This is a genomic window from Chitinophaga sp. ARDCPP14, from assembly GCF_051362515.1.
Lineage (GTDB): Bacteria > Bacteroidota > Bacteroidia > Chitinophagales > Chitinophagaceae > Chitinophaga.
On record NZ_JBKIXB010000007.1, the window covers coordinates 336,690 to 351,750 of the forward strand.

Genomic DNA, 15,061 nt, shown 5'->3' on the forward strand with positions numbered 1-15,061 from the left:
ACAGATTTTAATCTAAAAAACACGTTTGGGGGTATGCATAAAAATGGTTTCTTATCAGCAGGGTATTTATTGCCCCTGCTATTTATCATCTTCCCTGCTACGGATGTAGCAGCACAGCAGCCTGCCACGGGGTCTGCTGATAAAATATCAGTTACCGGAAAAGTAACAGAAGCCGCAGGCACCGGCCTGGTAGGGGTAACGGTCCGCGTGAAAAATGACAAAACCTCCGCCATCACTAATGAAGACGGGATCTATCACATCTCCGCCAATAACGCACCCGGCGCCACACTCGTATTCAGCTATGTAGGATTTCTGAGCAGGGAAGTAAAACTAACCAGTGGAAGAAGCGTATATAACATCGTGCTGGAACCTTCCATAAAGGGTTTGAACGATGTGGTAGTAATCGGTTATGGAACTGTAAAAAGAAAAGATGTCACCGGATCAGTAGGCGAATTTAAAATAGCCGACCTGGCAAAAGCACCGGTACCTTCCTTCGAAGAAGCCCTGGGTGGCCGCGTGGCAGGTGTACAGGTATCTGCCAGCGATGGTCAGCCCGGATCCGCTTTGAACATCGTTATCCGCGGCAACAACTCCGTAACCCAGGAAAACTCCCCATTGTACGTGGTAGACGGATTCCCGATGGAAAATCCGTCCAACAACATTTTCAATCCTGAAGAAATAGCCTCCATCGAAGTACTGAAGGATGCCTCGGCAACAGCCATTTATGGCGCCAGGGGCGCCAACGGCGTTATCCTTATCACCACCAAAAAAGGGAAGGCCGGCGCGCCAACCGTTACCTATCAAACCTGGATGGGCTTACAGGAAAATATTAAGAAACAGGAGATGATGAGCCCCTACGAATTTGTGAAATACCAACTGGAACAAAATTCAGCTTTTTACACGCCCATCTATCTCGGCGAAGATAAAACACTCGACGACTATAAGAACGTAAAAGGAATCGACTGGCAGGATCAAATCTTCAGAAAAGCATTTATGCAAAATCACAGCCTCTCCCTGAGAGGTGGTAACGATAAAACAACCTACTCCCTTTCCGGCTCGCTGCTGGACCAGAACGGTATCATCATTAATAGCGGCTTTAAACGGTACCAGGGAAGGGCAGTGGTGGATCAGCGGCTGAATGATAAAGTGAAAGCCGGCATCAACGTTAACTATACAGCTACCAAAACATATGGCGCTGTAGCTTCGCCAACACCCAATGGTCCAACCTCCAGCCTGATGTACAGCGTTTGGGGCTACCGGCCGGTAACCGGCGACTCCGCCAGCGACGCCTCTCTCATCGATCAGCCCTTTGATCCGGATGTGGACCCGCTGAATGAATACCGCATGAACCCGATCATTTCTACCAGGAATGAATATAACCCGCTGTTCAATAATACCCTTATCACCAACGCGTATGTGGAATACCAACCTGCAAAATATTTTACATTAAGAGTGGCCGGTGGTATTACCAAAGAAGCACAACGGAAAGAAATATTCAATAATTCCAATACCCGCCTCGGAAATCCCAAGAGCAGTGTACTGGGCATCAATGGCTCGGTAAGCAATCTGGAAAGAACCAACTGGCTCAATGAAAACACACTCACCTACGCCAGGGTGATCAACAAAGATCATAACCTGAATGTATTGGGTGGTTTCACCATGCAGAAGTCAGCCTTTTATAGTTATGGTTTCTCCGCCAGCCAGGTGCCAAACGAATCGCTGGGTATGAGCGGCCTGGACGAAGGGACTATCAATACCGCGCCCACGGCAAAATCATCTAATGCGTTGATGTCTTTCCTTGGCCGTGTTAACTACGGCTATAAATCACGCTACCTGCTTACACTGTCGTTCCGCGCAGATGGCTCTTCCAAGTTTCCTGTTAACAACCGCTGGGCCTATTTCCCTTCCGGCGCCGTGGCGTGGAGGATCATCGAAGAATCTTTCATGAAAAATTTATCTTTCCTGTCGGATGCCAAAATACGGGCAGGATTCGGTACCACCGGGAATAACCGGGTGGGCGATTTTGCCTATCTCACTTCCCTGCAGCTGTTCCCTTACTCTGGTTACAGCTTTGGTAACTCGCCTGCGCAGGGTACTATTCCCAGCAACCTGGGATATCCTAAACTGAAATGGGAAACCACCGCGCAAACAGATATCGGGGTAGACCTGGGATTCCTGAAAAACAGGATCACGTTTACCGCCGATTATTATAAGAAGAATACAAAAGACCTGTTGTTAAATGCAACGTTGGCGCCCTCTTTGGGTTACCTGAGCGGTATCCGGAATATCGGTAAAGTGTCTAACGAAGGGTTGGAATTTTCTGTGAACAGTATGAATGTGCAACATAAAAAATTCACCTGGTCTACCAGTTTCAATATTTCATTCAACCGCAATAAAGTAATACAGCTGAACGAAGGTGAACCCAGTTACGCTTCCCGCATCACCTGGGGTAATTTTAACAACGCTTATCCGTATATCGCTATACCGGGACATCCGATCGCATCGTTTTATGGGTTTATTTTTGATGGCGTCTACCAGTACAGCGACTTTGATCAATCCAACGGTACCTATGTGCTGAAAGATAAAGTGCCGAATAATGGGAATCCAAGAAGCAGCATCCAACCGGGTTACATCAAGTTTAAAGATATCAACGGCGACGGACAGGTAGATAACAGCGATCTCACCATCATCGGTAATCCTAATCCTATACATACCGGTGGGATCTCCAATAATTTTACGTACAAAAACTTCGACCTGAACGTATTTTTCCAGTGGAGCTATGGCAACGATATCCTGAATGCCAACCGCATAGAATTTGAAAATGGCGATGTCACCAGGTCTTTCCTGAATATGTTCGCCAGTTATGCCGATCGCTGGACACCGGAAAATCAAAACAACAAATTGTATAAAGTAGGCGGACAGGGACCACTGGTATATTCTTCCCGCACTATTGAAGATGGCTCTTATCTGCGTCTCAAAACGGTGGCACTGGGGTATAATTTACCGGCGCCGCTGCTGAAACAGGCCAGGATAAAAGCACTGCGGGTGTATGCTTCCGCGCAAAATCTTATTACCTGGACCAATTATTCAGGACTCGATCCTGAAGTTTCTGTAAGGCAATCGGCTTTAACACCGGGCTTCGACTGGTCGGCGTATCCGAAGGCAAGAACCATCACTTTCGGACTGGATGTGACCTTTTAACGAAACTAAAAAGCTGCGATTATGAAATCAAACAATATCAGATTATCTCCCGTTAGAAAAATAACAAAGCTCTTCCTGCTGTGCATCCTGGCCGGCAGTACCTTCAGCGCCTGTAACAAATTCCTGGATACAAAGCCGGAAGATTTCGTAACACCGGAAAATTATTTTAACACAGAGGCTGATCTCGAAAGAGCCCTGAACGGCGTATACAACAGGCTGATAGATAACTTCGGAAGGATGTATTCACGTGGACTGTACAGCTTCCTGGCCATCAGCGATGATTTTTTCTACAAGAATATTACCGTGAATAATTTAAAGGTGATGGATTTTGACGCCGGTCAGCTGGATGTAGGCAAACTCTGGGAAGTTGCCTACCAGGGCATCGACCGCGCCAACCTGTTACTCGAAAATGTAGACAAGCCAAAGATGGATGAAAAAAAGCGGGCAGCTATTAAAGGGCAGGCGCTTTTTCTGAGAGCTTACTATTATTTTATCCTGGTAGATAATTTCGGCGGCGTGCCCCTGAAATTGTCGTCTACCCAATCGCCTGTAGAAGTCGCGCTGCCCCGCTCTTCCGTGGCGGATGTGTATGCGGCGATCCTCAATGATATGAAAGCGGCGGAGCCGCTGGTGAACGATATCAGCACCTACACCAATAATGAAAGGGTAACCACCACCACCGTGCAGGCCATACTGGCAAAGGTGTACCTCACAATGGCCGGGGAGCCGCTGAAAGATGTATCAAAATATGCCGACGCATTAACTTATGTGGACAAAGTGATCGCCTCCGGTAAGCACTCCCTGAATCCCGATTACAGCGCCATCTTCATCAATCACTCCAAAGATATTAACGAGCCGAAAGAATGCCTTTGGGAAATAGGTATGTATGGCAACCAGCAGGGTTCCACCCAGCTGGCAGGCGGCATAGGTATTGAAAACGGCGTGGAATCACCGGATGATAACGTTGGTTATTCAAATGGGCCGGTACACCCCAGCGCGAGGTTGTTCAACCTGTATGATGCCGCCGATAAGCGGAGGGACTGGAGCATTGCACCGTACAAATATTCCCTCGTGAATGGCGTTGTTACCAAAGTGGCTTATACCGCTACGCAGATATATGACCGCACCGCCGGCAAATGGCGCCGTGAATACGAAACGCAGACACCTAAAAACAGGTCGTATAATTCTACCAACTTCCCGGTGATCCGTTATGCAGATGTACTGCTGATGAAAGCCGAAGCGGAGAATGCGGTGAACGGGCCGGTAGCAGCAGCTTATGAAGCTATTAATATGGTAAGAAGAAGGGGCTACGGCAAACCTCCGGCAACGCCGGATGCCACCGTTGACCTGCCGGCCGGTTTAGGGAAAGACGCATTCCTCGAAGCACTGCAGGATGAACGGGCGCGGGAACTTAGCTTTGAAGGGGCACGCAAGCACGACCTGATCCGCTGGGGGTTATTCCTGTCTAAAATGCAATCGCTGGCGGCTGAAGTAGCAGCAACAGCGCCCTCCGCATGGAAATATTCAGGGAACGCGGCAAAGAATACAACAGCCAGGAACGTGCTGCTGCCTATTCCTACTACAGAAACCACCATTAATCACCTGGCAGAACAGAACAAAGGTTGGTAACGCCGCGCTAAAAAGTATTTAATATGCGAAATTCATTATACCTGTTGATCATTGTTATTATATTTATCTCCTGTGCAAAGGAGAAAGTAGTCACACCGTCGCTGGAAATAACTACTTCTTCACTTACTTATAAAGCAGGAGATACCGTTACCTTTAACTTTACCGGCAACCCGGATAATATTACTTTCTATTCCGGCGAACCCGGCCACAACTATGCGTTCAGAGACCGTACCACCGCAGAAAATGATCTGCAGATAAATTTCAAGACATGGGTACAATTTGGGATGATCTATAAAAATCTGCAGTTGTTGGTGTCTAACAACTATTCCGGTGTAGCCGATACCACCAATGTAAGGGCCGCTACCTGGACAGATATTTCTGACCGAGCCGTTTTTTCCACCGGGCAGGACAATACACCGTCAGGGACTATCAGCCTGAAAGATTTTGCAGACCCGAAAAATACGGCTGCCCGCATTTACGTTGCTTTTAAATACACGGACTATAAAAAAACACAGGGACAAAACCGCTGGGTAGTCCGGACCTTTGAAGCCAACAACATTTCAGCAGATGGTGTAGTATCGCCGGTGGCGGTACTATCCAGCGGAGGATGGAAAGCATTCGATTTTAAAAACCCGGCATCCGTGTGGACGGTTACTACCGCGCAGCTGTTGATGTTTGGCGGTGATAAGAATGCGGATGATAATGAAGACTGGGTAATTACCAAAGGGCTGGATCCTTTTTATATTAAGCCGGATGCGGGTGTTGCACTGAAAAATATCAGTACCGTACTGCCTTCGTATAAATATGTTTACACTAAACCGGGTACTTACAAAGTAGTATTTGATGCGTCCGCGGTACGTTATAATGGAGAAAAAAGAATAACAAAAGAACTTACTTTAACTATCACCCCATAGCTGAAAAGCGGGGGTTAAACGGAAACATTTGATGAACACTGTAATCGATACGTCAGTCATTATTGTATTTTCCTTATTTATTATGCTGGTGGGTTTTTCCTTTTCCAGGACAGGAAGAAACCTCAAGTCGTTTTTTGCCGCAGGCGAATCAGTGCCCTGGTTCATTGGGGGGCTCTCACTTTTCATGAGCTTCTTTTCTGCAGGCACGTTCGTGGCATGGGGATCTATCGCCTATAAATACGGATGGGTAGCCATTACCATACAATGGACCATGTGTATCGGCGGACTCGTAACAGGATTATATCTGGCGCCCCGGTGGAAGGCTACCGGCAACCTTACCGCGGCGGAGTTTATCCGCGAACGCCTGGGGGTAGATGTGCAGAAGATCTATATCTACATCTTTATGGTGGTATCGTTACTGATCAAAGGTTCTGTGCTGTATTCTGTGGCCAGGCTGGTAAGCGCTTCACTGGGACTGCCACTGATGCCGTCTACCGTGGTGCTGGGCCTGTTCATGATTGCTTATACCGCCGTTGGCGGACTGTGGGCAGTAATGGTAACAGATATATTGCAGTTCGTAATCCTCACGGCGGCTATATTGATTATTATCCCCCTGGCCTTTGATGCCGCCGGCGGTGTGCAGCACTTCCTGCACTTTTCACCCGAAGGTTTTTTCAGCGTAGTGAACGGGGAATATACCTGGGGCTTTATCCTGGCCTTTGCATTGTACCACGTTTTTTATATCGGCGGCAACTGGACGTTTGTGCAACGCTATACCAGCGTGGATGTTCCCAGGTCTGCATCCAAGGTGGCGTATCTTTTCGCAGGACTGTATATCATCAGCCCCGTGCTATGGATGCTGCCGCCCATGTTATATAAAAGTATCAACCCCGGTTTGCAGGGACTGGAAACAGAAAATGCCTACCTGATGATGTGCCAGCATGTATTGCCGGCCGGCCTTATGGGACTCATTCTTACGGGCATGTACTTCTCTACGTCCGCATCTGCCAATACCGCGCTGAACGTGGTGTCGGCCGTTTTTACGAATGACATCTACAAAGGTTCCATCAACCCAAAAGCATCTGATAAAAAACTGATGAGTGTTGCACGCATATCCTCCTGGTTCTTCGGACTTGGTATGATATGCATCGCCTTAATTGTGCCTTATATCGGCGGCATCGTTGAATTTACACTGAGCATAGGCGCTGTAACCGGTGGCCCGTTGCTGGCGCCACCTATATGGGCGCTGTTTTCAAAACGGCTAACAGGAAAGGCTACACTATATATCACGGGTATCAGCCTGGCTACCAATCTTGTATTTAAGATTATCCTTCCACTGGCGTATGGCACCGGTTTAAGCCGCGCCAACGAAATGCTGCTGGGTGTAGGATTGCCCTTTGTAATGCTGGCGCTGTACGAAGCATACGCTTATTATAGAGGACTCACCAGCAATGAATATATACAGCTCAAAGCACTGAGAACACAACGCAGGGAAACCGTTCGCGAAATAGATGAGAAAGAAGAACTGGAGATAAGAAAGCAAAACAAATTCGGCCTGAAAGTAATCGCTTTTTCGCTTTCATTTATTGCATTGCTGTTATTCGGACTGTGTTTCTTTTCCGGGAAAAGCGCTACGCTGGTAGCTGGTATTGCCACGGTGATCCTGTTAACAGCAGCCATTCCGCTACGGGCATCCCGCAAGGTGAAAGTAGACCCGGTAATCTCACCGTCAGCACATTTGGTAAATTAAAAAGCAGATCCTTTGAGAGAAATATTATCAGCCGGTATCTTATACTATGCAGTGTGCGTTTGCTGTATACCTGCACCGGCACAGCAACAAACCGCATTGGCCAACAACGCGCTGCGGCTTTCCTGGACCAGCAAAAACGGGGAATGGCATATTAAAGAGGTGGCCGTTCACGGGCAATCCCTGCCGCATACCAGTGGCGAATACACCCTGCTGTATACGAAAGAGAAGCCCGGAAATACACCCATCACATTATACGATAAGTCGGGTAAGAAGAGCAGTTTCCTGGAGCCGCAATACAAATACATTGTTCCTTTATGGGAAGCAGCCCTGAAACCCGTTCCCATGAATACTGCCGGCGAGGCCATCTATTTCTATCCTTCTTCCGTTAAAAAAAATAACGGGGAGCTGGTCTTCACGGGGGAAAATAATAAGGCTACGGTTACTTCCTCCTGGCGACTGGATGAAGTCTTTAAAACAGATATCCTGGTGGAAATATCATTGCAGGCAAAGGAAGACGGCTACTATTCCCTGGCAACACCCACGCTGGCTACTGTTCCGGAAAATGAACTGGCCTGGGGAGGCATACCGGGATACTTTCAAAGTAATGCGGTGGAGAAAGATATTATAAAAGCATACGCCTATATGCAGGGCATCCCCGATAAACCGGTGATTGTCCGCGAGAGAACGGCGGCCACCTTGTCGCCTTTCATCCAAACCAAAAACAACCTCACGCTGGCGGTAATACCCACCCCCGGTACCGGAAGGGATCCCTGGGAAGATGACACGAATACGCAGAGTGACTGGCTCCTTGGTCTTTCCCTTATGAACAGGAAGGCATCGCTTACGCCTACACTCTATCACCCGGTGCTGGGAGAAAAAGGCTCCCTCCTGAAAAGAGGAGAGAAGGTGACTTTTTCTTTCAGGTACTCGCTGCAGAAGGCCGGCTGGTATACGGTGTTCAAGCACGCCGTGAACGATATTTACCATTTCAACGATTTCCTGGCGCTGAAAAAGACGCGACAATCACTCACCAGCCGCATCTTATCCATGCATAAATATGTAGTGAATAATAAGACATCATTATGGAACATCGAAAATTATAAAGGGATCGATATCGGCGCACAATCTTACCTGGGGGGTGTGTATGGATCGGAAAAAGATGCCATGAAGAATTCCGATTATGGCGCTATGTGGATGCTGGCCGGCATCACCGGCGACAGCGTACTGCAGCAAACGCGCCTGCCTTATGCCCGCAACTTTAAATTACAGCAACAGGATAATACGCCCGGCTTTTTCCACGGCGCCGCAGCAGGACAATATTATCTCACAAAAAGTAAAAGATTTACAGAAGAATGGGGACCGTATGTAGAACCCATTGGTCTCACCTATTACATGATGATGGACATGGGTAATGTCCTGCTGTTTAATCCACGCGATACGGTATTAAAGCAAGAACTGCAATCTGCAGCCGATAGGTTGCTCGCCTGGATGGCGCCCGAAGGGAAATGGGCGGTGGCTTACGACCATGCTTCGCAAAAGGAAATGTTTACGGAAGTGGAGGACCTGCGTCCTACTTTTTACGGGCTGATAGTAGCCTGGAAAATATTGAAAGATAAAAAATACCTTGATGCGGCTAAACGTGGCGCCGACTGGTTCATCCGGAATGCCACCGCGAAAGGACATTTCCTCGGCGTTTGCGGCGATGCCCGTTTTGCGCCGGATTTTGCAACCGGGCAAAGCGCCCAGGCACTGCTGGATCTTTACGATATCACAAAAGATCGCAAGTATTTGCAGGCCGCCGTGCGCACCGCGCAATTGTACACGACTTCTATTTATACTCACCCTGTTCCTTCCGCCAAAAGTAAAAAGGTGAACGGTGTATTACGGCAGGACTGGGAGATAAGCCAGGCAGGGCTCAGCTTCGAGCATGGTGGTATCCTTGGTTCTGCCAATCATCGTGGACCTATTTTGCTGGCTAGTCATGCCGGTATGTTTGTGCGCATGTTCACCCTCACCGGCGATTCCCTGTTCCTGAACATGGCCCGCGCCGCCGTGCTCGGAAGAGATGCGTTTGTAGATAGCGCTACCAGCGTAGCCTCCTACTATTGGGATGTGATGAATAAAGGCGCCGGTCCTTATCCGCACCACGCCTGGTGGCAGGTGGGATGGATCACCGATTACCTGCTGGCTGAAATGGAGATGCGTTCATCCGGGAAAGTTCAATTCCCGAGAGGATTTATTACACCGAAAGTAGGGCCGCATCAAACCTATGGTTTTGCCGCAGGGAAAGTGTATGGTACCAGTGCGGATTTGTTGTTGAAAGATGGATTGCTGAAAACAAATAACCCTTACCTCGATTACTATTGCGCTATTAATCTTAAAGAGCATAAGCTGTTCCTGCTGTTGCTGAACAGCGACGACGATCCGCTGAAGTGTTCGATAGACATTGATTACACCAAAGTACTGCCCGGTAAAACCATAAAGCCGGTTGCCTGCTACCGGATCAGTAAAAACGGCAGTAAAAAGACCACTGAAATAACGCCATCATTCCAGGAAGACATCCCGCCTTACGGACTGAATGTAATAGAAATAAATTATGAGCTGTTGGCTAAGTAGATATTTATTCCTGGCTGCCATAGGATGCCTGTGCAGCGTATCATCAGTACAAGCGCAAACCGGCTACTTGTTGGAAGCAGAAGATTTCCAGTTCAAAGGCGGTTGGCAGGTGGAAAAGGTGCCGGGCGAACAAGTGTCCGGTAATACTATCCTCCGCGTTTTTTCCGGTAAAGTAAAAGCCGCGGATGCGCTTACCGTGATCAACAGCAAAGCTGCCGGCACATTTACTATTTGGGTACGTACCCCGGATTATCCCGCCAATAAACCCGGCACGCGTTTGTTCCAGGTAGCCATCAACGAGCAACCGCTGGAAAAAGAACCAGGGCAGCATGGCAAGGAAGGCTACTACTGGGAAAAGGCTGGTACTGCTACGCTTGATGCCGGCGAAAATGTAGTTGCGCTGCAGGATACAAAGGGTAATTTTGGAAGATGTGATGCCATCTTCCTGGCCACTGCCGGCTTTGATCCAAATACAGAACCGCTGGCATCACTCCAGCGTTTTAAAATAAGGCCACTAACGGTGAAGTATATACCACCTGCTCCGGTTACACCGGCAGCCGGTGTGAAAAATATTTCCGGGCAAGGCACTGTTATCGCTGGTATTAGCAACGGTAAACTCCGCCTGCAATTCCTGCAAACAACTGACCGGCAGATAGTAGCCAGTAACAGTATCCGGAAAGGCGATCAGTGGATCGATATGCAAACGCATGGCGAAGGAAGCAAAATATTCCTGCTTACCGCCAAAGATCCGCAGATCAGCTTTGGCAGTTTCTTCCCTTCCTGGAACGGACCGGCAGCTTCCGGTAGTTTCCAAAGCCGCGGCAAAACGTTCACGGTACTGGCTGCTGAAAGTCTTACCAATCCCTTTCTTGCGGGCACACTACAGGAATGCCTGCCGGTTGCCGTGAAGCAGTTATCGGATAAAAAACTGGATGTCACCTATCAGACTGCCGCAGGAGATACCCTGAAAGGTACCTGGCAACTGGCGCCTGGCAATAATCATTTACTGCTAACGTTAACGTATATACCAAAACAGGCGGGATATTACAGCCTGGCAGTTACCGGTTTTGAAGGAGTAAAAAAAGAAGAGGTAACCGCCATACAGCTGCCTCCCATGTTTCAATACCAGCGCATCCCGGATCACCCGGTGATGCTGCCTTCTGCCATGATGCCGCAGCCATTGGCCATCATGGAAACGAAGGAGAGGATCGCTGTTTTTGTTTCCGGAACACCGGCCGATTTCCCATTGGATTGGGGAGAAGCAGGTACTTCGCCGATGGGATTTACCATTAAGAATAAAGAGAATAACGTACAGCCGGTAGCGTTATCGCCGGTGCTGGGACTGGATGATTCCAGGCGTGCCGCCGGTGAGGCTGTCACCCGTGAATTTGCACTGGGTGCATTGCCCTCTGGCTGGAACGATGCACTGGCGTATATATCAGACAGTATCTATAAAGTAAAGGACTATCGCATACAGGGACCCGTTTCTCTCACAGAAACTGTTTTCAATATTACAGACCTGATCCGGAACGACACCGCAGCGGGCTGGGCGCCGGAACTGAAAGGCTTTTACGATATCGAAGCAGATCCGAAAGTGACGCCCACCGTTGTGCAGGCTGCGCCACTGGCAGTGGTTTCAGCGGCAGTGCTGGAAAAGGACGAAGCGTTTTACATCAGCAGGGCATTGCCCACTATCGAGTATACGCTGTCCCGCAGCGGGTTCCGCTGGTCGAGGGGCATTGCCGGCACACCGTTTAACAAAGATAAACAGTCGCTGGTGCTGAGCCCCTACCACTCGCAGTTTACCACGGCATACTACGAGGGCTTGCATCAATTGCTTGGTGAAGCCAATCCCTGGCTAAAAGAAATAGCGCTTCCCGGAAATAATATCAGGTCAGCGAAAGGCTATTCAGTGAACATTCCCGCCTGGACACAGGAACTGGCAGCTTACCGTTTCACCAAAGATAAAAGCTGGCTGGAGGCCGCAAAGAAACATGCGAAGGAGTATATTGCAACGGAAGTATATGGCACTAAAACCGCACCATTAGGCAAGCAGCCTTTTTATAATGCATCTTTCTACGCCTATTGGTGGGATCTCACAGACCTTTATGACATCACAAAAGATACGTTCTTCCTGCGCGCTGCGGAAACTACTGCTTTTCAGACGCTGGCGGGAGTAAGGGTGTATCCGGAAGTAAAGGAACAGCTGCAAACGATTCATCCGGGCAGTACCTACGATGGCAACACTACGTTGTGGTGGAAAGGCGGAGAGAAATACCGCCTCGGGTTTCCAAGAAAGAAAGGCGATGCACCGGAGAAACAGGTGCCGCAAAGCCTCGTATCTCCCGTTGGACTCGGATTTGAGCAACCCTTTACATTCTTTGATCCGGGCAAGCTGGTGCGACCGGTATTCATGAGCAGCTGGGCGCCTCACCTGTTACGTTTATTTGCTGAAGATAACCGGACGATTTTTGAAATCTATGCACGCAATGCCGTGATAGGACGCTTTTCAAACTACCCCGGCTACTATGCCACCGGGTTTACTGATATTACGATGCAGCCGGATTTCCCTTATAAAGGTCCGGATGTGAGCTCTGTTTATTATCATCATATTCCGCCGCATCTGGCGTTTACACTGGATTTCCTCATCACCGAAGCAATACAGCGTTCCCACGGGAAAGTGAGTTTCCCCTATGGCAAGCAGGACGGCTTTGTATGGTTTAATAACCGGGTATTTGGAGGAGGCAGCGGCAAAGTATTCGATGATGAAGGCGTGCGCCTCTGGATGAAAAGAGGACTGGTGCAAATAAACAACCCGGCCGTAAATTATGTCACCGCTATTTCTCACAACCGCTTCTGGTTGTTTTTACTCAATGAATCGCAGGAAAAAGTAACCGCTGATATTCTTCTTGGAAAGGAAGTCGCGGTGCAGGATAACGTAGTTGCTGCCTGTTATGCCACTGCCGCTGCTCCGCCGGCCACTGTTCCCGTGAACAACCGCAAACTGCGTGTGCCCGTTACCGGTAAGGGATTTTCTGCCATCTCTTTCCCGCTGAAGATAAAGAGAGAAGTGAAAAGTATACCGCCGGTAAAGAATGGTATGCAGGTGCTGGATCTGGGTACAGGGATTGGCAAATGTTATGCATTCAGGATACGTTCGCCCTTTGGATGGGATGCCATATACACCTACCTGGAATCGCCGCCTGAAGCGGGGTTGCAGACCAGCTTCCAACTGAATGGAGAAAGCCGTGTTATTACTGCCTATCCTTATGAAAGCTCGTTTTATCCCGTGAAAATATCAGCAGAAGCGGTGCTGAAAGTAAAGGTCACCACCGGAAACGGACAAGTGAAAGAAGGGATTGTCACATTTGATAACAACTGATCGCAATATGAAGCATTATTTTATCCTGGTACTATGTATGGGAATGTCGTTGGAAATAGCTGCACAGCATAAAGAAGAAGCGGAAAGAGCTAAGCTCATTGCCCTTTCACAGGCAGGCGCCTCGCCTTTATATTTTTACCCGGCTGATACTGTGCCATTAATAGCCCCCGGCAACTTCAACAACCCGGCGGAATCCACCGTGCGCAACGGAGCGCCTCATTTCTTTCAAAAAGTTGCGTCAGGAAAACCGGTGACGATCGGGTTTATAGGAGGAAGCATTACGCAGGGTAATCAATGCTACCGGCCACAGGCCACCCGTTATATCCAGTCGATGTATCCATCGGTAACCATGAAAGGCATCAATGCCGGGGTATCCGGCACAGGCACTGATCTTGGCGCCTGCCGCCTCCGGGATCAGCTGCTGCAATATCACCCCGACCTGGTATTTGTGGAATTTGCGGTGAACGGCGCCTATACAGATGGAATGGAAGGTATTGTGAGACAGATACGAAAGTATGATCCCACTATCGACATCTGCTTTATTTATACGATCCATAACGAACATACGAAAATCTACCTGGAAGGCAGCATCCCTGAAAACATCCAGGGCCTTGAGAAAATAGCGGATCATTACCAGCTGCCATCCATACATCTTGGTATGGAAATATCCGTGCTGGTAAAAGAAGGGAAGGTGGAGTGGAAGAGTGACAGCACAGCTATACCGGGCAAAATTATTTTTTCCCGCGATGGTATACACCCGATAACAGCCGGTGGCAACCTGTATGCAGCGGCTATTGCAAGAGGCATGAATAAGTTGAAGCAACACACCGCTATTTCTTCCACCACATTACCTGCACCACTGATAGCAAATAACTGGGAAGACGCGGGCATGTATGCCCCGCAGGATATTGCTGCATTCAGTGCTGACTGGAGCCGCGTTAATACCGCCAATTCCCCGCAAAAACAGTTTACAGGATGGTTCCCCTATATTATGAAAGCAACGCAGCCAGGCGCTTCCTTTACCTTTAAATTCAACGGCAGCATGTTTGGCATTTTTGATATCGGTGGTCCCGAAATGGGGCAGCTGGAAGTAATAGTGGATGGTAAGCCGGCCAGGCTCGCCGCCGCCGGTGTAAAAGGCGCCCGCCAGCTGAAGATAGTGAACGCAACAGATCCCAATGGCAGTAACGTAATTAACCGGTTCAATAACTTTTGCAATAATAGGTACCGCGGTCAATACGAGTTCATCTCCCTGGCGCCCGGTATTCATACCGTCACCATCCGGCTATCTTCCGAAAAAGCAGATAAAGTAAAAATCCTGGGAGATAAACAACTGGAAGATATTACCAGGAACCCCGCTAAGTACGATAAAACCACGGTGTATATCGGGAAGATCCTTTTAAGGGGAAAGCCCCTGTAACAACAGCAACTTTTTATGGGAACATTCCCGTGAAATGGGAATGTTCCCAACTTTTTTAGCGGCCCTATATTTTGAAGTTACGATGCGCAGGCTGTTAATTTGAAGGATTAAAAACTGATACGGTATTAATTATTTCACGTTCATATGCG

7 protein-coding genes are annotated in these 15,061 nt (G+C 48.6%); all 7 read left to right on the forward strand.

What is annotated here, in order from left to right; translation table 11 throughout:
• The first annotated feature begins 33 nt into the window (after positions 1-33).
• Genes ACLHR0_RS20785 through ACLHR0_RS20815 form a run of 7 tightly spaced genes read left to right on the forward strand, consistent with a single transcriptional unit; the run spans position 34 to position 14,912 of the window.
• Positions 34-3,201 (forward strand): SusC/RagA family TonB-linked outer membrane protein, encoded by a 3,168-nt coding sequence (locus ACLHR0_RS20785; protein ID WP_436489181.1) that lies wholly within the window; start codon positions 34-36, stop codon positions 3,199-3,201.
• A 21-nt stretch (positions 3,202-3,222) separates the two neighbouring features.
• Positions 3,223-4,830, forward strand: coding sequence for a RagB/SusD family nutrient uptake outer membrane protein (locus ACLHR0_RS20790; RefSeq protein WP_436489183.1), 1,608 nt, complete (start codon positions 3,223-3,225; stop codon positions 4,828-4,830).
• A gap of 23 nt (positions 4,831-4,853) precedes the next feature.
• A complete protein-coding gene (locus ACLHR0_RS20795; protein WP_436489184.1) occupies positions 4,854-5,744 on the forward strand; it encodes a DUF5017 domain-containing protein in 891 nt (296 codons plus the stop codon).
• Positions 5,745-5,775: 31 nt separating this feature from the next.
• On the forward strand, positions 5,776-7,494 hold the full coding sequence (locus ACLHR0_RS20800) for a sodium:solute symporter family protein (protein ID WP_429065521.1): 1,719 nt from the start codon (positions 5,776-5,778) through the stop codon (positions 7,492-7,494).
• 12 nt (positions 7,495-7,506) lie between these two features.
• Positions 7,507-10,110 carry a glycerophosphoryl diester phosphodiesterase gene (locus tag ACLHR0_RS20805; RefSeq protein WP_436489186.1) on the forward strand — a complete coding sequence of 868 codons (2,604 nt, stop codon included), beginning with the start codon at positions 7,507-7,509 and terminating at the stop codon, positions 10,108-10,110.
• On the forward strand, positions 10,091-13,492 hold the full coding sequence (locus ACLHR0_RS20810) for a hypothetical protein (protein WP_436489188.1): 3,402 nt from the start codon (positions 10,091-10,093) through the stop codon (positions 13,490-13,492). The genes ACLHR0_RS20805 and ACLHR0_RS20810 overlap by 20 nt, the downstream gene beginning before the upstream one ends.
• A 7-nt stretch (positions 13,493-13,499) precedes the next feature.
• Entirely contained in the window at positions 13,500-14,912 is a 1,413-nt protein-coding gene (locus ACLHR0_RS20815; RefSeq protein ID WP_436489190.1) for an SGNH/GDSL hydrolase family protein, read from the forward strand.
• Positions 14,913-15,061: the final 149 nt, after the last annotated feature.